The sequence below is a fragment of the Chryseobacterium sp. II3a genome (assembly GCF_057815135.1).
On record NZ_JBYPZJ010000013.1, the window covers coordinates 1 to 21,841 of the forward strand.

A 21,841-nucleotide genomic window follows, 5' to 3' on the forward strand; every position below is an offset into this window, starting at 1 on the left:
GGAGATACCCGGAAACAACTTCTGGCAAGAAGCAGATACCTGCTTTATAAGAGCCGGGAAAAATGGACTCTATCCCAAAGACAGAGAGCCTGCATCCTTTTTACTGAATATCCTGACTTGGAACAAGCTTATCAGCTAACTGATAAACTTAGAAAAATTTATAATCAGAATATTTCAAAATCTATTGCGATGACCAAGTTGGCGCATTGGTTTAAAAACGTCGAAGAGGCAGGATTTAAATCGTTTTCTACATTAAGAAAAACAATAATGAATCATTACAGAGATATTTTAAACTTCTTCGATAAAAGAAGTACGAATGCAAGAAGTACGAATGCTTCTGCTGAATCCTTTAATGCCAAGATTAAAAACTTTAGATTACAGCTTAGAGGGGTAAAAGACAAAACTTTCTTTATCTTCAGATTAACCAAACTTTTTGCTTAGCCCCCCCAGATTTTGTGCTTGATCCAATGTTAGTTGTGATTATCAATTCTTTAATTAAATGATTTCAGCAACATTTATAAAAAAAAACCTACTGGTATTCAGTAGGTTTTTATTTGTTTTGCGGAGAGTGAGGGATTCGAACCCCCGGACCTGTTACAGTCAACAGTTTTCAAGACTGCCGCAATCGACCACTCTGCCAACTCTCCTTAAACTCCGATAGTATCGTTGTTTTCAGTGGTGCAAATATAGAACGATTTTTAATTCCTGCAAAACTTTTTCTATAGAAATTTTAACAAAACTTAATAAGGGGCTAAAAATCAGATGGATTATTTTTATTGGTCCTTGCTGAATGATTAAAAGTTGCCCTTGTTTTCTCCTGTTTATAGTGCTTTTGAGTGAAATGGTTATGCGTTTTTAGAGAAAAAAGTGATGATAAATAGAAATTGATCTTCAAATTTTTATTTGGTGTATTTTTTGCAATGTCTGTGAAATTAAAAAAATTAATTATTTATGAAATTATCTTATCTGGGAGCAGGTATTTTAGGAGCTGCCTTAACATTTACTTTGGGATCACATGTTGTTTTTGCTCATCAGCCTTTGGTAACCACTATAGGAACTCTGCAGAATGATTCTGATTCAATAAAAGTTGAGAATCTGGCTAAAGAACTCAAGAAATTGAAACCTATGAGCTCCAATGATTTTAAAAGTAAATTTAAAAAAGAAATTAACGGGTTTAAGCTTACGGATGTTAACGCTTTTGAAGATAAAGAAACGGGATCGTATGCTACTGCAAACTATGCAAAAGGATCTCAGAATGTTTATTTAATGGTAACAGATGGCGCTGGTGCAGGAGCTGAAGCAGTTAAAGGGAGTCTTTTAAGCTATCTGGAATTAAGAGCGGTGGAGGAACCGGGAGATAAAACAAATATTAAAAGTTATAAAGGCTGGTTCGTTTACTTTGACCACAGTATGTATGAAAGTGATAAAATGACCAGTATTCAGTATCTGGAAGGTAACAGATACGGAGTAGTGGCTTCAGGAAATAATATTTCGCTTGATGAACTAAAAAAACTTATAGATAATGTAAGTTTGTAAATTCATTCTACAGTAAAATTGAGCTCTGATTTATAAAAATAAGTCAGAGTTTTTTATGGGTATTACTCCGTAAATTACAAATAATGCCGTTGTAATAGCTCTGCCTCATCAAAACAAAAACAATTAGTAATATTGTAATCATGAACCGGGAATTTTTTAAGCAGCCATTGGTGTGATTTTCTTGACTGCTTTTGCATTCAAAACAGACAGAATCAACCGTAATGACGTATATAGAAACAGCATATCGAAAGAGTTGAACAATATAGTAAGAATACACTGGCTATTTTTCTGAAGCGGATTGAGGAATAATAGAAACCAGTAAGAGCTGTTTTCCAAACTAGGATTAGGTGGAGAAATGATGGTCTAAAGTTTAAAATCTGTTGCAAATAATTAATTATAAATAATCCTGTCAGAAATTTACACATCCCAATCCCTATAAAAACAGATATTAAAATATTTTTGGTAGGGGTCATTTTTTTACAGCTATTCTAAAAAAAGAGATTTACATTAGTGAAAAGCTTAGGTTTTATAGGCTTTTTAATGTAAATTAGACTTGAATTTGCCTGCTTTTATCAGAAAATTTATATTATTAAGTAGACAAAAATTAATTTAACTTTGCCAATTGAACAATATATGGGTGATTATTGATTTTTTATTAATAATATTATATTGTTTAAGACTAATAAAAGAGACTTAGGGAAAACAGAAGATTAATTTACCTGGCAGTAGATATGAAATATAAATTCTTAAATTTTAAATTGAGGAAGGTTGTTCATTACTCGTTGATTATATGTATCTTGTTGATACAGGTAATTATAGGTGTATTTTTTTACAATGAGTTTGTGAACGAAAAAAAACTGCAGTTTATTAAAACGCAGCTGGAGGAAAGCAGAGCACTGGGAGGACTGACGGATAATTCAAGAAAGGATTTCCTGGATGCACAGGAGCACCTTCAAAGATACATGGTAAGCCAGGACAATAAGGATCTGCAGCTTTATTTTGAGTCCTTGAGAAAACTGAAAAAGAATTTTGATAAGATCGGGGAGTATGAAAATACAAGCCCAAGACTAAAAAATACCCTGGCTCAGAAGAAATTGGATACCATGAAGGTGTCCAAACTGAAAAACCTTATAGATTCCGTATATGAAACCTCCTTGAAGCCGCCTACGAAGATCGAAGATCAGACCTATGAGCCTGCCAAGTATAAGAATGACTTTGAGAATTTCAACGTGCAAACCCGTACTTATGCTGATACGATCAAGAAGAAGGGATTCATGGGGCGTTTGAAGGATGCCATCACAGGAAAGGTAAATGTTCAGAAAGAAAGCACAGTCATTACTTTAACAAATAATAAGACTATAGACATTTCCAATGTAAAGACTGAAATGAATAAAGCTTTGAAGTCTATGGATAAGCATTATGCTGCTGAAGTAAAGAAAGCGCAGCAGTTTGCAATCAAAAATCAGCGTGAAAACATGCAGTTTTACAGCAATTTCAGTAAACTGTTGGTATACAGTAACGGATTGATTGATGTATACGAAAATGCTATTAAAGATTTCAAATCTGAACTTGAAAAAGAATATACTAAACAAAGTTCTGACAATAATAAAATAAGAAGATATCTTGTTCTCGGGCTCATGGTCTTAATGTTCATTGTGTCTATCTTAATTATGTACTTTACAAGAGTGGCTTTCATCTACGAAAGAAAACTGAATGCTGCGAATAAAGAAATTAAGAATAACCTGAATTTCAAGAACAGGATTTTGGGAATGCTGAGCCACGATTTAAGATCTCCGTTGAAGATTATTAATATTTTTATTGATAAAATTTATAGAACCACAGGTGATGAGACGATTAAAGACTATCTGAAATCAATTAAATTTACCAACAGTACCCTGCTTCTGCAATCTAATCAGATTCTGGAATATACCAAGAATCAGGATGCTGAAAAGAAACTGATAAAATCTGTTTTTAATCTTAAGGAAGAAATCGGTTCTATTGTAAAAGTGATTTCCCCTTATCTGGAAACCCGAAACAATAAATTTGCGGTAACAGACAGAATTCCTGAAGGAGTAGTTGTATTTTCCGATAATATTAGAATTAACCAGATTTTTATGAATATTCTGGGGAATGCCAATAAGTATACGGAAAACGGGAAGATTGATCTTGTCATGACAATAGAGCCGTTAGGAAATGATAAAATCACTATGATTACAACGGTAGGAGATACCGGAGTTGGAATTTCGGAATCGGATCTGAAAAAGATTTTTGATCCTTATTACCAAGGAACTGTTTCAGATGAGGTAGATAATCTTGGAGTAGGATTGGGATTAAATCTTGTGAAGGAAATTGTAGAATTATTTGATGGTGAAATTTCAGTTTCCAGTAAGCTGCATAAAGGAACACAGGTGACGTTCAAAATCAACTTAAATATCAATAATAAATAATGGAAATGCCAATTGAAAACAGAGAGATTGTATTCCTCTTAGCTGATGATCATAGTATTGTAAGACAAGGAATGGAGATCGTTATTAGTGATATTGCTCCCAATGCTAAAGTATATCATACATCGTCCTTACAACAGGCGGTAGAACTTATAGAGACTAAAGGAGTTGAAATGGCTATTATTGATGCCCATTTTCCCGAAGGAAACAGCCTGCACATTTTACCACAAATGAAAAGCGTAAACCCGGATATCAAGATCCTTATTTTTACAGGACTTGAAGAAGATCTGTATGCGCTTAAATTTATAAAAGCCGGAGCCAATGGGTATCTGAGCAAACTGAGTGAAGAGGATGAGGTGAGAGATGCAGTCACTCAGTTTATCGAAAAAGGAGAATACTTTTCTGATCTTACAAGGAATTTATTGGTCCAGTTTATTTACGATCCTAAGGTAATAAGCCCACTGAGCAGTTTAACTAAAAGAGAATTGCAGATTGCAGAGCTGTATGCAGATGGATTTGGAAACCTGGAAATTGCGAATAATTTAAATATAAAGCAAAATACAGTAAGTACAATCAAAAAAAATATCTTTGAAAAGCTGAAAATAGAAAATATTGTAGAACTGATTGATCTGATCAAGACCCATCATAAAATATAGATTTTCCTAGTCCTATTCTACACTTCTTCAATGCTCACCTTATTTTATCGATAAATATCTATACCATATCAGATATGTATCGATGGGGTTTATAGATGATATTATCCTTCGATGTCGTTACTTTGTAGTATAAAATTTACCAAATGAAATGCAATTGCTTTTTTTAGTTTTTTCACTTCATAACAAACAGGTAAATGAGATAACTGTAAAAATAATAAACTATAGTTATATAAAACACAAGTGATGAAAAGGAATTAACAAGTGATGAGATTAATATAGAAGCGTATGAATGACCTTAAACGTGGATTTCTTGAAAAACCAAATGATAAGAAAAAAACACAAATTACTATAAAGAAATCCAAGGTGTGGTACTAGTACAAAAGAAAAGGGAGGCAATAAAGCCTCCTTTTTTTGCAATATATACAATTTTATTTTCTCTTGTTCTCAGGAAATAAAAAGTTAATTATTTTTGTTTTTTTATACAGTGTAAGCGTAATGCCGGATTCCATGTAAGCAAGTTCAACCGTCTGGTTTTCAGTTTCCCATTGGGTTTTGTTTGTTTTTTCAGAGGTAGGTTCTCCTAATTTCTGTTTCAAAAAGGTATAAAGCCAATCGAACTTAGCAATAAATATTTTTCCTGTTTTCAGAGATGTCAAGGTGTCGAAATCTTCCTTACTCGTAATACTTGCCGTGGATTGTTTTTTCCATCTGAACTCAATAAGCTTCAGTGATTTATTATCAGGAGCATGAAAATAGGTGGTTACTAGATGGATATATTTACGCTCTATTTTTTCATAAATTTTGGGGATCTCCTTGCATGGTTCGCATGATCTGCATAATTCACATGATCCAGGTTCACGGAAAAAATCGTTACATACTGCATATTGGGAAAGATTCAATGCATTTTCCTTTTGTTCAATACGATCGATCTGCTGGAGAGATAAAGTATTAAAATGGTGATAGAAATCCATGAAGTTCTTTTCAACCCATGATTTTGTGTACGGCTCACCAAGAATAGGCTCGCGGTATTTATTTTTGAAAGTAATCAGATTGAGCTTGTTTTTATCAATCTCAATAATTCCTGAGCGATTAGGATCACCGGTAGAGAACCGAATGGTCTGATATTCGTTACCAGGGAAATAGTTCATCTTTGCGTAGTATGAACGGTAAAAGCCAAAATCATCTTGGTATCCGGCAAAATCTGGATATCCGGTTTTAAAATAATGTGGTTGAAAAGGACGTATCTCATCTTTAATTTCAAAAACATCGTTCCAGTTATTATCTTTCAAAACAGCAATTTTAGTGGTACCATACTCAGAATACACATGATAGAGGTTTTGTTTCACTACAAAGGAGGTTGCTAGTGAGAATTTAAATAAATTAGGAAATTCGTCTTTATATAGAATCTCTATTCCGGGATTTGGATTGTTGTTAACATTTTTGACGCTATCTCCCAATTTTTTTGGGTCTTTGATTTTTAAAACTGTGTCTGGGGACGTAAGATAGTAAGCATTTTTCAGTTTGTTAACAACGGCATTTTTGGTCAATACTGAATATTTTTTTCCGGTTGTATTATCCCTAAACCATGTATTATAACAGCAATCTCCTGAACTTTCGTTGAATACTGTATAATTTTGGTCTTTAAAAATAATATCTAATGTATTTGAATTTCTTATCCATTTCTTTTTTTTCTCATCAAGATAAAAGGAATCATATTTTTTGTAGCTGTTGGTAAAAACAGAATCATTTCTTACCGTTAGATTATAATCTGAAAATTGAATAGGAGGTGGAGGTATATTGGCCAGTATTTTTCCATTCTCATCAAGAATATAAAAATTGACAATCGTACTGTCATCAAACGGATTATCTTTTTCAAAATAACAGTAATACTTTGAGTGGTTTTTTATGGCAGGACCTAAGGTTCCCTGAATATTGATTTCTATAGTTTTAAAACTTATTTTAAGCTCATCTGACTGACAGGATTGCAGTAGCAAAAGGGCAAAAAATGCCTGAAGAATATATTTCATGTATTGGTTTGAAACCCTAACTTACGAAAAATTGTGTAACCTGAAAAGTAAAACCAATGATAATACTTCCTTTAAGGGAGAAGAAAGCCGGAAAATATTAAAGAATACTAACTTGCCAAGTAAGTATTACAATAGACAGTAATCGATTAGGTGACTAAAAGTAGCTTCCATCCTCTATCTTCCATCTTTAACTAAACTTTTGAATCGCTTCCGGACTTACAGGTGTAAAGAAGTTAATCAGATTTCCATCCGGATCAAAGAACAAGAGAGAGCGGTTGCCCCATGGCATTGTGGTAGGTTCCTGTATAATATGATCTGTAAGGGTTTTGATTTTTTCATATTCAGTATCCACATCAGCGACTAAAAATTCGATAATCGTACGGGTGGGTCCTTTGGATTCTGTAAGGTGTGTATTAGCAAACATTTTCATAGTAAGTGTGCTTCCAATGGCTATGGTAATGGAATTTGTGGTCAATTCAGCAAAATCTTCAGTGTACCATTTGGCTGTTAGTCCCATTGCTTTTTCATAAAACTGAACCAATTGTTTGATGTTGTTGGTGATGATTCTTAACGACGTTAATTTCATAATCTTGTATTTAATATAATTTGATACAAAATTAAGAGCAGACTATGACAACAGGATGTCAGTAGGATTTTTAAAAATACCAGGTAAAATTTAAGTTGATCACTCAATACAAGAGAAAGCGGTTATTCCAAGATACTGGAATAACCGCTTTTTATTTATAATGTATAGATAGTTTACTGAATCTGTGTAACCATCGTTCTTACAGTATGTGCAGAGAAATAGCCCAACGCTCCATTGCTGATATTACTTGGTGGATTAGCAGGGGTAACACTGCCGCCATATCCTTCCGAGATTTTAAGAAGGGCACTGTAATAGGTAAATATATTAGTGTCGATGGACTGCATCTCAACATGAATAACATCGCCAACCACTACTTCGTGATCTCTCCCTTTATTATCATCATTCGGAAGTCCCAAAGTCCATTGATTGGGTAATCCATTGTTTAAATTGTCAGAAAGCACACTGATATACTTTTTAGACAAATTATTGACGGTAAAACTGAATAGATAGCGGTTACCCAATTCTGCAGGGTCTGTAAAAACAGGCAGGAGAGTGTATGTTTTTTTACTCCCAAACATAAAAGAATCCTGTACAAGACCTTCCAGTTCTACAGCTTCAGGCATAGTACTTTGAGCGGTGTATTGCTTTCCTTCTGCCAAAACCTTAAGGGTATAAGTTCTTCCGGGTACACCAATAAAAGTGCTTGTTTTATATTCTCCTCCTCCTGAATATTCCAGTGTTTCTGTTTGTCCCGTATTATCACTTAAAATAACCTGGGCACCAGTAACAGCCGGATATTGATTAGGCTGGGCAAAACCAACAGATTTGGTTATTTTTACGATATATACACCGTTTTTATCTGTAACATTTCCTTCAATGACAATGTTTCCGCTTTGGTCGGTTAGATCCAGGTCTATCTCTTTTTCACAAGACGTTAATGCAAATGCAGATAATATGATAAAGAATGCTTTTTTCATGATTTAAAATTTGAAATTGTAAGTGATGTTAGGAACCCAGCGGAATAGGGAAGTTTGCATGGCACGGGTTGTTCCCGGATTATTCGGATTGTCCTCGAAATTGATAGTATAGGCATTTTCACGGCCATACAGGTTATAAATTCCGAATGTCCAAGATCCGCGGAAGCGTTTATTTGATTCCGGTTCGTAAGTGGCACTAAGATCCATTCTGTGATAAGCAGGCATTCTGTCAGCATTTCTGCTGTTGTATTGGAATATCGTTTGTCCGTTCAGTTCATATTTTCCAACAGGGAAGGTTACTGCATTTCCTGTACTGTAAAGGAAGAGTCCGGATAGGGTCCATTTTGAATTAAGTTGGTAAGTGGCCACTACAGAAAGATCATGGGTTTTGTCCATTCTAGCATTGTACCATTGATTATCATTGATTCCATCAATCTTTCTCTCAGTTTTAGATAAAGTATAGGAAATCCAGCCTGTCAGCTTTCCGCTTTTCTTTTTGGCGATAAGTTCCAGCCCATAAGCTCTTCCTTTACCAAATAGCAGTTCGCTTTCAACATCCGCCGCAGTGCTGAAGCCAATCTGAGCCCCATTTTTGAAATCGATCTGATTTTGCATAGATTTGTAATAGATTTCAGCATTCACCTCATAATTGTTGTTATTGAAATTTCTGCTGTAGCCCACACTGATCTGATCTGCAATTTCAGGCTTCACTGAATAGCTGCTTCCAATCCACTGGTCTGTTGGGTTTCCGCTGCTGCTGTTGCTTAAAAGGTGAAGGTTCTGGGTATTTCTGGAATAACCTCCTTTCACACTGCTCACTTCATTGATTCGGTAGTTCGCCGTAATTCGGGGTTCAAGGTTGGTGTACGTTTTTCCGAATTTTCCTTTTTCTAAATACTGGCTTCCTGTAAGAACGCCGTTTTCATAAGAGTTGAAAGTATCTCCACCCAATACACTGAATAAGGAAAGTCTCATCCCATAATTAATGGTCAGCTTTTCTGTTGCTTTAAAATCATCATTAATATACACTGCGTTTTCCCATGAATATCTGGGGTTTCTTGAGAAAGAGTTAACAATGGTTCCTGATGCACTGCTTGGGGTCAGCGTATGATAGATAGATTGCAGGCCAAAACGTACAGAATGCTTGTTTCCTGCAAACCAGGTGAAATCCTGTTTAAGATTCCAGTCCTGTATCTTTGAGTTTAAATTGAACTCACTTTCATTATTTTTCAGACTGATTTTATAATCATAATTGCTGTAGATAAGGGACGTATTGGAGAACAATTTACTGTTGATAATACTGTTCCATCGTAATGTTGCAGTAGTATTTCCCCAATCGGTATTGAATGTATCTCCTAATCCTAATACATCTCTTCCGAAATATCCTGAAATATAGAGTCGGTTATTTTCATTGATCTGATAATTAGCTTTCAGGTTAAGATCATAAAAATATAATTTGTTGTCTTTGTAATCTTTAGAAGATTTGAGGAATAAATCAGCATATGTTCTTCTTCCTGATACGATAAAAGAAGACTTTTCCTTCTGAAGCGGTCCTTCTACACTCAGCCTACTGCTAATCAGCCCGATTCCACCGTTGATATTATAATTCTTGTTGTTTCCGTCCTTCATTTTCACGTCCATTACAGAAGAAAGACGTCCACCATACTGAGCCGGACTATTTCCTTTGATAATGCTGGCATCCTTCAGAGCGTCGCTATTGAATGTACTGAAAAAACCAAGCAAATGCGAAGCGTTATACACCGGAGCTTCATCCAGAAGGATCAGATTTTGATCTGTGGCCCCTCCTCGTACACTGAATCCGCTGCTTCCTTCACCGTTGCTTTTAATCCCCGGCAGAAGCTGTATGGTTTTCATAACGTCTTTTTCCCCAAATAGAACAGGAAGTTTCTCTATATTTTTGATATTTAATGTTTCAGTTCCCATCTGGGCACTTGAAAGATTTTTATCCTTTTTAACTCCGGAAACAACGACTTCATCAATCGTATTGGATCTTTGCTCTTCCGGATTGAGAAGAAGATCCAGCTTCATATTCTGATCAACTTTAATCTGTTGTTCAAAATCTGTATAGCCTGGATAAGAAATTATAATGGTATGATCTCCTTCAGGAAGCGATAGGGAATAGAAGCCATATTCATTGGCTACAACGTTAATCGAAGGATTATCGCTTACTTTTACCGTTACACCTATCAGCAATTCGCCGCTTTTTTTATCCTTTACTGTTCCGCTTATGGAGTGGGTTTGCTGTTGGGCCATCATCACAGTGCTGAAACAGAGTGCAGCAGTGGCTGCAGTAATTTTTAAAAAAGATGTTTGCATTAGTTTTTTTTAAAGTAGTAAACCTTTTCTATAGTAACTTATTTATCGTTTCCTGATGATTAGTTGACGGAATAAGGAATTAGTTACATGCAAAAGGCTTCTATTCTTGAAAAAAGATGTTTTTTCTATTGTTAATAAGTATTTTCGGAAATGTTAATACTAAAAATTAAGAGAATTTAGTATTGGAAATTGATTGATTTTTAAAGTGTTGTGTTTTTATTGAATGAAAAATGAATTATGATGGGGAAAACGGCAAGTGAATGAATTGATGTTTTTTTACTTCCTTATTTAATTTTTTATTAAAAAATAGTCGTAATCGTTTAATTTTTTAACTTTGAATGGTTCAGATGATGGACCAGAAGTATAATTTTTTTCCTTTTTTAAACCTCCTTAATCCAAATTTTAAACTTATCTTGGCTGTGAAGAACGATTAAAGAGTATGGGAAATCTTAAAAAGTGGATCATGGGTAACCTTTCCACTATATTATTAACAGTGGTGTTCATAATCATCTTGATTAACCCGGATGCGAAGGCTTGGCTGATGAGACAGGTAGCATCCACAGGAATTCTCAATTCCAGAATTTCCGAATCTAAGGAGAATCTGAGCAATACAGTTGCTTATACAGGTTTGATGTTAAAAGATGAAGATGGAACTCTTATTGATCCCTCTCATCTGAAAGATAAAGTAGTTTTTATCAATTTCTGGGCTTCATGGTGCCCTCCGTGCCGTGCCGAATTTCCATCGATTGAAGAGCTATACGGCAAATATAAAAATCATTCTAATATGGTATTCCTTACTGTAAATCTTGATGATAATCCGAATTTGGGAAAAACCTATTTAAAAGAAAAAGGGTTTACAGTTCCTTTTATAACTCCAGCGGGCAGCATTCCTGGAGAACTTTATAACGGTTCACTGCCTACTACTGTAGTATTGGATAAAAAAGGAATAATCCGGCTTCATCATACCGGAGTTGCTGATTATAGTACAACTTCTTTTTATGAACAAATTGATGGATTACTGAAATAAAATAAGACAATAGACACTTTGAGCAATTAGAAAGATGAATTTGTACACCTTGCTTTCCTTTCATCCTAAAGAAGATTATTATTTCTCAGTAATAGATAAACATGGAAATATTTTTGATAAATTTCAACTTCCTGAATGTCGGGAAATCCCGATCAAAAATAATGTTATTCCTATCAAAGAAGAATTTACCCAAGAATATTCCCTGAATCTGAATGACTTTTTAAAGGACTATGATATTTATACCTGTTATACCGGCGGTGTAGGTGATTTATTCTCTGAGAAGGCAGTTATAGCTTTAAAAAATGAACTTCAGAATGAGATTGAGTTTATTCCGTGTCTGCTGAAAGGGCAATTGATCCCTGTTTATGCAGCATTATTCCTGAAAACGGCTCCTATTGTAAAAGACTTTGAAGGAATGGGGCTTACATTTGAAGATCCTCTTTTATTGGATGTGAAATATGCTGTTCATGATGAAAATAAAGGTGTTAAATTGGTAACTCAGGCTTTTGTAGAGCTTGTGAAAAAGTATAATCTTGCTATTGAATGTAAATTGCAGACTCAGAATAAAGCTTAACAATGATTTCATTTAAAATACTACCCATCGAAGAAATAGAAGCAGAGGTTTTAAAAGAAAAAGGAGATATACATAATTTTCCAAAAACTGTTGATTTTCCTTTACCGGAATATTATAAAAGCTTAGTTACTCAAATAAAAACAATAGAGATAGCATCAGAAGCTATTCTATATAATGCTGTGGAAGCAGTGAATGAAAATAAAGAATTTGTACTACCGGATTACTGGTGTTTTGCTGGAAATGGACAGGGAGACCGATGGTTTTTGGATAGAAACGGAGTTGTTTTCTTCTATGACCATGATTATGATGAAAGATTAAAATCTATGAGTATTAGTTTTGAAAAGTGGCTGCAGATGGCATTTGTTATCCGGAAATTAGATTTGTATTTTGATGAGTATGGCGATATTTCGGAATCTGTCAGACAAAGCTTTTATGAAGTACTGAATATTATTCATCCGGAGCTAGGAGAAAATTATCCTTTTACAATGTAGTGTATAAATTACCAGAAACTCTACCAATATATAAGAAAGTGGAAGAATTACAACATGTTTACTGTGATCAGCACGGGCAGCAGAATTTGAAATTAATATGCAGACACCTTCTTGGAGGTAGTAATGACCCGGTAGGTTTTCACGAATATGAGCAGGAAGGTATGGCTTGGTGCAATGAATGTGAAAAAAAACTTAGCAAAACCAGGACTGACGAAGAACAGGACCAATGGTCTTTGGATTGCGATTACAAAATTGTATGTGCCATATGTTGGGATAATGTAAAAAAATCAAATCAAATTATAAAAAAAACAATGAATTTAACAGAATTAGAACAAAAATATAATATTCAATACCCTGAAATCTACAGACGATTAGCTGAAAATAATATGCTGGATTGGGGCGTATCCGGATCCAACTGGTATTATGATACTTTTCCGAAGCTAAAAGAAAATCCGCCCTTACTTTTATTTGGATTTGACATTGAAATCTGGAATGATCAGGAACTTATTGAAACCTCTATTGATGAAATGTCTGATGAAGAAGATTACAGAAATATCCATTCAGATTATCAATTTATTCCATTTGCACAGAATGGAGCCGGAGATCTGTATGTTTTTCAGTTTGATTTGCAGAAGAATGGGAAAGTTCCTGTGACGCTTATTCCTCATGATGAAGAGGAAGCAGAAGTATTAGCCGGAAATTTTCAGGATTTTATCTTTCGTCAACTTTTGGAATCAGTAACAGAAATAGATGAAGATTCCATGTTTTATGAAGAGGAAGAAGATGATCTGAAGCAGAATCTCTTCAATCAGTTGAAAACACATGAACCTTATCTTACAGCAAAACAGGTAGAAATCCTGAATACCATTTACACAAGGGATATCTTTGAATATACCTATAAAATTCCAAATGGCGGCTCATTTGAAACAGAAGGATTAGTGACATTCGATGAGGTAGAAGAAATTTTAAATAAAGAGATCGCTTCTGAACATTTGAACAGAAGTTTTAATTATACAGAATTTTCGGAGTCATAAACAATAGAGTATGCCGGATCAGTTAAGAACCCATATCGAAAAAATACTTCCTCTTAATGATGAAGAATTTGAATATATATCCTCCTGTTTTACCTATAAAAAATACAAAAAACATCAGTTCTTAATACAGGAAGGAGAGCTTGTGCCCTACAATTACTTTGTCCTGAAAGGTCTTTTGAAATTAATTTATACTGATAGTACAGGAAAAGAGCATATCGTAGGATTTGCAATGGAAGACTGGTGGGAAACAGATTTTCCTGCTTATTATCAAAGTAAAAAGGCAACCATGTCACTGATATGCCTGGAAGATACAGAAGTACGATGTCTTACGCTTGAGGATTATAGAAAAATCTGCAGTATTCACCCTAAAATGGAGCATTTCTTTCTGGAAAAAGCCTATATGGGATTTATTTCAGCACAACAGCGAATTATTTCCACCATGACAACCGGAATAAAAGAACGTTACGAGCAATTATTGAAAAAATATCCATCTCTGGTACAGCGTGTCCCAAAATCATTACTGGCATCTTATCTGGGAGTTTCGCGGGAAACCCTGAGTCGTTTATCCATCTAGAACTGTGATCTCCGTCACTTCATAATCGTGAGGACGATCACGGAGTTTTGTTATCCTATTCTGCAATTTTGCATAGTAACATTTAACAAAATTCAACAATGGAAAAAAGAATTATAAACCCTTGGAAATGGCAGAATGAGAGAAGCTATGCACAGGCTGTAGAAGTAAAGAATGCAGAAAGTACTTTATACTGCTCAGGGCAGGCAGCCATTGACCCGGATGGTACTTCCAGTAATAAAGATATGAAAAGCCAGCTGGAGCAGGCGATAGCCAATCTTGAAGAAGTCATTACAACAGCTGGTTATGAGTGCAGGGGAATTGTCAGATTAAATATCTATACTACTTCAACTCAGGAGCTATGGCCTTATTTTCCTATTCTTCAGGAATGGATTGCCGCTCATCATATTGAGCAGGCAGTCACTATGCTTGAGGTTAATGGCTTATTTGAAACCTTGAAAGTGGAATTGGAAGCCACGGTTGTTAAGTAACCCCTGATCCGTTTTAAAACTTAGCCTCCAATCTATTTGGAGGTTTTTTCTTACCTTTATATAAGCTAATTTATAATCATATAATGGGTATGAATATTCAACTTTTTTCAAAAAATGCATTGGTAGGAGGTGCTACACAGGGAATCGGTGCAGGAATTGCCATTGAACTGGCAAAATGCGGCGCTAATGTCACTCTAATGGCCCGTAACGAAGAGAAACTTAAGGATTGTATAGCTTCAATGCCAATAGTCAATTCAGAACAGAAACACCAGTATCTGGTAGTTGATTTTTCGAACTTTGAAAACTATAAGAACATTATTACAGATTATTTTAGTACTCATTCCATAGATATTCTGGTGAATAATACCAATGGTCCGGAACCGGGCCTTGCCCTTGAAAAAAACGTTGCTGATTATCAAAAAGCTTTTGACCTTCTTTTTAAAACTGTTTGTGAAACTACTATGCTGGCTTTACCATATATGATTGAAAAGAAAAATGGCCGCATTATCAATGTTTCTTCACTTTCTGTAAAAGAGCCCATTGCGAATCTTGCACTTTCCAATTCCATACGTTCCGCAGTGGCAGCGTGGGCAAAAACCTTATCTAATGAAGTAGCGCAGCATAATGTTACAGTCAATAATATTTTAACCGGATATTTTGATACAGAACGAATTCAGAAATTAGTGAATCATGAGGCTCAAAATACAAATGCCTCTCCCGATGAGATTAAGAAAGCCCGTGAAAATAAAATTCCGATGAAAAGATTCGGAAAACCGGAAGAATATGGTCATCTGGTAGCTTTTCTCGCTTCAGAATATGCCTCTTATCTTACCGGAGCGAGTATTCCTTTGGATGGTGGGTTGAATAATTCGTATTAAGATATAAGAAAGGAAGCTGGAGGCTGGGAGTGGAAGTAGTTGAAATACAAATCATAGTTCATCTATTGAAACTTTCTAAAGATAATCTCCATGAATATTCAACCTGATAGTAACTTCCAGCCTCCCTCTTCAAGATTCCAGCCAATTTTAAAAAATATCACAGTTTGATGTAATATTTTTTTCTTGCCGGTTGTCTTATTCATATTGGAAAATATTATATGAAAAACTGGTCTTTTAAAAAATGGAACACCATACTGGGATGGTTCCTGTTTTGTATTGCATTGATTACCTATTTCTCTACCATGGAACATTTCCTGAGTTTCTGGGATTGTGGAGAATATATCGCTTCTGCGGCTAAGCTTGAAGTTACCCACGCACCGGGAGCTGCTTTATTCCAGATTGTAGGAGCTGTGGCCAGCATATTTGCATTAGGGAACAGCAGCAATTATTCTATTGTGATTAATGCCATGTCGGCGCTTTTCAGTGCATTTACGATTTTGTTTCTGTTTTGGACCATTACTCATTTTTTAAGAAGGCTTTTATGTAAGAATATTGAAGATATTACCAGGCATCAGGAGATCTCTATTTTGTTTGCCGGAGCTATAGGAGCGTTATGTTTTACATTTTCAGATACATTTTGGTTTTCTGCAGTAGAAGGAGAAGTATATTCAATGGGATCTTTGTTTATCGCACTTTTAGTCTGGCTGGTTACCCAATGGGAAAATGAATATAAAGCGGTAGACAGTGAACGGTGGATTATTCTTATTTTCTTTATTCTTGGGCTTTCTGTGGGAGTTCATATGATGTGTATGCTGGCTATTCCGGCAGTATGTCTGGTGTATTATGCCAGAAAATATACATTTACCTGGAAGGGTTTTATCATTGCCAATCTTATCACACTGGGAGTTCTTGCATTTGTTTTTAAAATTATTTTCCCATTGATAATGACGATGTTCGGGCAGTTGGAGATCTTCTTTGTGAATGGGTTGGGACTTCCTTTTCATTCCGGGACGGTTGCCGCTTTTATTTTGATGGCAGCCATCTGTTATTTGATGATTAAATATGCGAGAAAAACAAAAAGAAACATTTATCAGACGATTGTTTTATCTGTAGTGTATATGATAGTAGGTTTTTCGTGCTGGCTGGTGATTCCGATAAGAGCAAACGCTAATCCGCCTATGAACCTTAATGATCCTGATACAGCCATTGGGATGAAGGATTATTATAACAGAGTGCAGTATGGAGATTGGCCAACTGTTTACGGGCAGAATTATACTGCTGCTCTGGACAGAAAAGGCTTGGAAAAAAATGAAGATGGAAGTTATAAAAGGGAAATTACAGGAACAATCTATGAAAAGGATGAAAAAACTAAAACCTATAGAAAAACAGGAGAGCGGTTTAATTATGTGTATAATAAGTCCCATATAAGCTTTATGCCCAGGATGTTTAGTGAGGACAAAGAAGTAATGGCGAATTATATTACTATGTATGGCGCTCCTGATTTTACTTTCAATTACGAAAATGAGGATGTGGCAGACAATCCGCAGGCTAAGCAGATCTTTGATGAACTAAGGGCAAAATATGAAGATGATTCCATCACGGTTGAAGATTATATGAAGGTAAAACCTTATGATCTTATCAATGTACAGAGGCCTTCTTTTGCTCAGAATATAGATTATTTCCTTTCCTTTCAGAACGGATATTATTTTGTAAGATATCTGATGTGGAATTTTGTTGGAAGACAGAACGATTTTCAGGGACATATGGAAAATACCCATGGGAATTGGATCTCAGGATTTTCTTTCATTGATAATGCTTTATTGGGCAATCAGGATAATATCCCTGCTAAATTTAAAAATGAAAGTACTGTAACATTCTTTTTTCTGCCGCTTATACTGGGACTCATTGGTTTCTTTTTTCAACTGAACAGGGATTTTGGACGATTTTATGCACTTCTTTCGTTATTTATTCTGACCAGTATCGGAATTGTTTTCTATACAGGTGTAAAGCCATTTGAACCAAGAGAAAGAGACTATGCAATGGTAGGATCATTCTATGCTTTTGCTATCTGGATCGGTTTAGGTGCCGGCGCTGTTCTGTGGTTTATTCAATCCAGGATAAAATCTAATGCAGCTCATATTGGGTTAGGAATGGTCTTGCTAGGAATTCCTTTTATGATGGGCTTCCAGAATTATGTTCCGCATGATCGTAGCAAGAAATCTGCAGCTTATGATTCAGCTTATTCTTTCCTGGCTTCATTGCCTAAAAACGGTATTTTTTTTACCTATGCCGATAATGATACCTATCCGGTTTGGGGAATTCAAGAGACAGAAAGGTTTCGGGATGATGTAAAAACCGTGAATTTCACCTTGTTGGCTACTCCGTGGAATATTGATCAGGTAAAAAGAAAGACTTACCATGCTATGGGAGTGCCTGGTGAACTAACGCACGAGGATTACAGGGATGGAGTAAACGACCAGGTGTATCTGATGAAAAAAGAAGATTGGGAAGGACTTTTTGCTATGCTAAAAGAGCAAGGAGCACCTGAAACTGAATTTCAGGAATTTAAAAAATTCCTGACCCAGGATTCAATGACATTAAAAGAAGCAATTAAGTTCCTGAAATATAAATCTCCGGCAAAAGATGAGTTACTGAAAATGTATTTTGGAGAAAAGGAATATGAGAAATATAATATTATTCCGGTACACAAATTCATTCTTCCTGTGAATAAAGAAAATGCTGTACAATCTGGGATTATTAACCGGGCTGACCTTTCGAATACAGTAGATCAGATTGCGATTAATTATGAAGCGAATACTCTTTATAAAAGTCATCTTATCATGCTCGATATTCTGGCTAATTTCGATTGGAAACGTCCAATAAATTTCTCCTCCGGAGGAATGTATGACAGTGAGAATATCTTTTACCTTGATGATTATTTGCAGTTTGACGGTTTTAGTTACAGATTGATTCCTATCCATACACCTCAAAGCCAGGATGGTGATAAAGGAAGGGTAGACGCTCATTCACTTTATAATGTAGTGAAAAATTACAGATGGGGTAACTTTAAAGATCTGAGTATTTATTATGATGAGAGTGCCACATCCAATATTATGGGCTATAGAATGTCGGCGAGCAGAGCAGTTTCTGCATTGGCCGCGATTGGTGAAAAGCCAAAAGCTTTAGAGCTGCTGGACCTTGCAGCAAAGGAAATTCCAGCTAAAAAATATAATGATCCGCGTTCATTAAGTTTGATGGTTACGGCTTATATTATTGCAGGTGAAGAACAGAAAGGTCTTCAGTTGGCTGAGAGTCTTAAAAAAGAAATTTTTAATGAATACGATTATTATCTAAGTCTTTCTCCTGGGTTCCGGGCCGCTTCCAGAAAGCAGATGAGATCCAAACCTATGGAATATGCTGTTGTTGTTTCTGCTGTGATGGAAGCCTACAGGACATTGAACCAAAAGGATAAAGCACAACATTATCTTTTAAAATCTGTAGAACCGATTGATAAAAAGTTCAATATTTTTATACAGGGACTTCAGAAAATGGAGAAAGAAAAAGCTATGAAAGAATCTGAAAACATTCAGCAAATTACCCCTTTTTATCAATATTTATTTAATGTAATGGGACCTTTTGATTCTACTTATGCCAAGAAAAAAGAAATAGAAATCACTACAGCGATCGTAAAAGCAACAGAATAACAAAAAATATAACCATTAAGGAAGGCTTTCAGAACAAAGGATTTTTGTTTTTATAGTTTCGTTTTAAAATCTTTGATTTTACCTTGTACATTCTGAATTTTATCTGCTTAATGGTTTTTTAATACAGCCTTTGAATTTAATATTTAAAGGCTTTTTTTATTTTTAAAAATGAGAATTAATTGACAGCAGAACAGAGCACGTTAAAAGCTAAAGAGTTGAAATTCAAATAAAGGAGTGGTTTTATCAATAAACGATCAAAAAGTCTTACTGCTTTTTCTAAGATCCGAAGGCCTGGATTGTGTAAACTCATGAAAGGTATCGCTGAAAGCGCTGATCGAACTATAGCCTACATCATCGGCAATCTCGTTAATAGGTTTATCCGTATTGAGGAGCAGCTCAATAGCTTTGATGATCCTTAATGTTTTCAGATACTGGAGAAAAGAAATATCCATATCAGCTTTAAACAATCGGGACATGGAACGTTCACTCAATCCGAATCTGGCACTTACATTAGAAAGTGTCAATTTTTCTCCCATATTCCATTCCAGATAGGAAACTATTTTCATCATCTGCTTGTTATGGGTAGCAGGAAGAATAATAGGTAAAGGCTGCTTATGGGTTTTAGGCAGAATCTTTTTTAAAGCAACCAGGAACTCAAAATTTTCGTCTTTATCGGTAACATGTTTTTCGTCCCATATCTCCGTGTATTTAATCATCTGGATCAAAAGTTCTGAAGCTGGATAAATTCCCAGCCGATTGTAAAACGGATCTGTAACATCATCATGAGCATAAAAATAAAGCGAACGCAAGACAGTTGCATTGTGGCCAATTTCCAGAATATGCTCCATTCCTTGTGGGATCCAGAAGAAATGTCTGGCAGGTACTACATAGGTTCGGTTATCGATGGTAATATAAGCAATACCGCCTTCTACATAGCTTAATTGACCTTTTGTATGTTTATGAAACGGAATTAGTTTTTCTGATTTTTCGTGCATGACGAAGACACTTTTATCATGTTTGTCAATGTCCGGAAGCGCTGCAATTAATCCCATATCAAAACGAAAATACTGTTGTAAATGCAAATATAATCATTTGGCCGGAATCATGTAAAACTTGACTATTTTAGGTAAATAAAATTTCCAGATTGCCAATAAATTTGCAGTGCAATAATTCGAAAAATTCAAATGAAAATTTATGTCACCGGACTGCTGATGTTGGGAGCTTTCTGCACTTTATCAGCTCAGACAGGCAGTCCACGAAATGATACCATCCGGATCTCCCTAAAAGACGCATGGCAAAGAGCTGAAGAAAACAGCCGTCATATTAAAATCAAAACCATCAATGTAGACATTGCCGAAGCCGAAGTAAAAGATGCCAGAAGAGAAAGACTTCCGGAAATGGAAGTCAAAGGTACGGCAGAAAAAGCGTCCAATATTCCTATCTATGAAAACGGAATTTTTTCCAAACCTACCCAACACGAGGTGATCCACACTCTTTACAGAGCCGGAGCCGATTTTTATCTGAACATTTATAACGGAAATAAACTCAATCTTAAAATCAAGGAGAATCTAACGCTTCAAAAGATCAAGAATATTCAAAAAGATCAATCCATTTCCGATATTCATTATAAAACAGCAGCCCTTTATCTTGAATTACAGAAAACATTAATCTTCAGAGATCTGATTAAACAGGATATTGAAGACCAGAAGACACAGCTTAAAGAAATACAATCTCTATATAAGAATGGAGTGGTTTTGAAAAGTGATGTTTTAAGAATAGAGTTAGAGCTTTCCAAGCGTAAAATGACTTCGGTTACCATTGAAAATGATATTCTTATTGCCACTCAGAAGCTGAATATCATCCTTGGAATTCCGGACGAACAAGTAGTTATTCCTGAAGTCCCACTTAACCAATGGAATGAAAATGCAACCTATGCTGATTATTTGAAACTGGCGCTGGATCACTCATTCGATTACCATGTTTCTGAACAGAAAACAGAATTAAGCATCCTTAAACTAAAACAGGTAAAGGCAAATGTAAGACCTAAAATCGGGATGTATGGAGAATTCTACTATGCAAATCCGCAGATTTTCCTTTATCCTTACAATCCTTATTGGTACTCGCTGGGAATTATCGGTATTAAGGCTTCATTTTCAATATCCTCACTCTATCATAATACTCAGAAGGTAAAAGCTGCCGAATTGGAATTTGAGAAAGAGGAAGTAGCGCACAAAGACACTGAGGATAAAGTAAGACAGCAGGTGAAAGAAGCATATTTACGTTACCAGGAAGCATTGGAGCAGATCAAAGTTGCTGAAATCAATGTTGTTCAGGCCAAAGAAAATGCACGGATCATCAAAAATACCTATTTCAACCAAACTTCTCTTATTACAGAGCTTTTAGATGCAGACATACAGCTTCTTCAGACAAAATTTGAGTTGGAAGCTGCGAAAATCATGGCACAAAACAATTATTATTTACTACAAAATATCACAGGCGTTTTATAAT

General features: G+C 35.4%; 18 protein-coding genes and 1 tRNA gene. 13 read left to right on the forward strand and 6 right to left on the reverse strand.

Features of this window, described 5'->3' with window-relative positions; translation table 11 throughout:
- A partial coding sequence (locus tag AC3HD6_RS21660) for an ISL3 family transposase (RefSeq protein ID WP_488898206.1) occupies nucleotides 1–441 on the forward strand: 441 nt, incomplete at its 5' end.
- Between the two features lie 121 nt (nucleotides 442–562).
- On the opposite strand, the gene AC3HD6_RS21665 is transcribed toward AC3HD6_RS21660, so the two are convergent.
- Nucleotides 563–647 (reverse strand) — tRNA-Ser (locus AC3HD6_RS21665).
- Nucleotides 648–951: 304 nt separating this feature from the next.
- Between AC3HD6_RS21665 and AC3HD6_RS21670 the strand changes: the two genes are divergently transcribed.
- From AC3HD6_RS21670 to AC3HD6_RS21680, 3 genes are all read left to right on the forward strand, one after another.
- On the forward strand, nucleotides 952–1,536 hold the full coding sequence (locus AC3HD6_RS21670) for a hypothetical protein (protein WP_488898207.1): 585 nt from the start codon (nucleotides 952–954) through the stop codon (nucleotides 1,534–1,536).
- 842 nt (nucleotides 1,537–2,378) lie between these two features.
- Entirely contained in the window at nucleotides 2,379–3,983 is a 1,605-nt protein-coding gene (locus AC3HD6_RS21675; RefSeq protein ID WP_488898208.1) for a sensor histidine kinase, read from the forward strand.
- Nucleotides 3,983–4,636: a response regulator gene (locus AC3HD6_RS21680; RefSeq protein WP_488898209.1), complete on the forward strand. Its 654-nt coding sequence runs from the start codon at nucleotides 3,983–3,985 to the stop codon at nucleotides 4,634–4,636. Before AC3HD6_RS21675 ends, AC3HD6_RS21680 begins: the two co-directional genes overlap by 1 nt.
- A gap of 428 nt (nucleotides 4,637–5,064) precedes the next feature.
- Here the strand turns inward: AC3HD6_RS21680 and AC3HD6_RS21685 are convergent, their stop codons facing one another.
- From AC3HD6_RS21685 to AC3HD6_RS21700, 4 genes are all read right to left on the reverse strand, one after another.
- A complete protein-coding gene (locus tag AC3HD6_RS21685; protein ID WP_488898210.1) occupies nucleotides 5,065–6,663 on the reverse strand; it encodes a hypothetical protein in 1,599 nt (532 codons plus the stop codon).
- Nucleotides 6,664–6,850: 187 nt separating this feature from the next.
- A complete protein-coding gene (locus AC3HD6_RS21690; RefSeq protein WP_488898211.1) occupies nucleotides 6,851–7,249 on the reverse strand; it encodes a VOC family protein in 399 nt (132 codons plus the stop codon).
- Between the two features lie 173 nt (nucleotides 7,250–7,422).
- Nucleotides 7,423–8,226 (reverse strand): DUF4249 domain-containing protein, encoded by an 804-nt coding sequence (locus AC3HD6_RS21695; RefSeq protein WP_488898212.1) that lies wholly within the window; start codon nucleotides 8,224–8,226, stop codon nucleotides 7,423–7,425.
- A 3-nt stretch (nucleotides 8,227–8,229) separates the two neighbouring features.
- Nucleotides 8,230–10,563 carry a TonB-dependent receptor gene (locus tag AC3HD6_RS21700; protein WP_488898213.1) on the reverse strand — a complete coding sequence of 778 codons (2,334 nt, stop codon included), beginning with the start codon at nucleotides 10,561–10,563 and terminating at the stop codon, nucleotides 8,230–8,232.
- Nucleotides 10,564–11,002: 439 nt separating this feature from the next.
- Here AC3HD6_RS21700 and AC3HD6_RS21705 point away from each other — a divergent pair, with 439 nt between their 5' ends.
- The 8 genes from AC3HD6_RS21705 (at nucleotide 11,003) to AC3HD6_RS21740 (ending at nucleotide 19,333) form a co-directional block, all read left to right on the forward strand.
- Nucleotides 11,003–11,590 carry a TlpA family protein disulfide reductase gene (locus tag AC3HD6_RS21705; RefSeq protein WP_488898214.1) on the forward strand — a complete coding sequence of 196 codons (588 nt, stop codon included), beginning with the start codon at nucleotides 11,003–11,005 and terminating at the stop codon, nucleotides 11,588–11,590.
- Between the two features lie 34 nt (nucleotides 11,591–11,624).
- Entirely contained in the window at nucleotides 11,625–12,164 is a 540-nt protein-coding gene (locus tag AC3HD6_RS21710; protein ID WP_488898215.1) for a hypothetical protein, read from the forward strand.
- A 2-nt stretch (nucleotides 12,165–12,166) separates the two neighbouring features.
- Nucleotides 12,167–12,655, forward strand: coding sequence for an SMI1/KNR4 family protein (locus AC3HD6_RS21715; RefSeq protein WP_488898216.1), 489 nt, complete (start codon nucleotides 12,167–12,169; stop codon nucleotides 12,653–12,655).
- A gap of 38 nt (nucleotides 12,656–12,693) precedes the next feature.
- A complete protein-coding gene (locus AC3HD6_RS21720) occupies nucleotides 12,694–13,689 on the forward strand; it encodes an SMI1/KNR4 family protein (protein ID WP_488898217.1) in 996 nt (331 codons plus the stop codon).
- A 10-nt stretch (nucleotides 13,690–13,699) separates the two neighbouring features.
- The gene (locus tag AC3HD6_RS21725; protein WP_488898218.1) at nucleotides 13,700–14,263 is read left to right on the forward strand and encodes a Crp/Fnr family transcriptional regulator; all 564 of its coding nucleotides are present in this window, start codon (nucleotides 13,700–13,702) and stop codon (nucleotides 14,261–14,263) included.
- A 98-nt stretch (nucleotides 14,264–14,361) separates the two neighbouring features.
- Nucleotides 14,362–14,751, forward strand: a complete 390-nt coding sequence (locus tag AC3HD6_RS21730) for a RidA family protein (RefSeq protein ID WP_488898219.1) — start codon at nucleotides 14,362–14,364, stop codon at nucleotides 14,749–14,751.
- An 89-nt stretch (nucleotides 14,752–14,840) separates the two neighbouring features.
- The gene (locus AC3HD6_RS21735; RefSeq protein ID WP_488898220.1) at nucleotides 14,841–15,629 is read left to right on the forward strand and encodes an SDR family oxidoreductase; all 789 of its coding nucleotides are present in this window, start codon (nucleotides 14,841–14,843) and stop codon (nucleotides 15,627–15,629) included.
- A gap of 218 nt (nucleotides 15,630–15,847) precedes the next feature.
- Complete coding sequence (locus AC3HD6_RS21740) at nucleotides 15,848–19,333, forward strand: glycosyltransferase family 117 protein (RefSeq protein ID WP_488898221.1); 3,486 nt, start codon at nucleotides 15,848–15,850, stop codon at nucleotides 19,331–19,333.
- A 254-nt stretch (nucleotides 19,334–19,587) separates the two neighbouring features.
- On the opposite strand, the gene AC3HD6_RS21745 is transcribed toward AC3HD6_RS21740, so the two are convergent.
- Nucleotides 19,588–20,385, reverse strand: a complete 798-nt coding sequence (locus AC3HD6_RS21745) for an AraC family transcriptional regulator (protein ID WP_488898321.1) — start codon at nucleotides 20,383–20,385, stop codon at nucleotides 19,588–19,590.
- A gap of 132 nt (nucleotides 20,386–20,517) precedes the next feature.
- On the opposite strand from AC3HD6_RS21745, the gene AC3HD6_RS21750 reads away from it, so the two are divergent.
- Nucleotides 20,518–21,840: a TolC family protein gene (locus AC3HD6_RS21750; protein ID WP_488898222.1), complete on the forward strand. Its 1,323-nt coding sequence runs from the start codon at nucleotides 20,518–20,520 to the stop codon at nucleotides 21,838–21,840.
- Nucleotide 21,841: the final 1 nt, after the last annotated feature.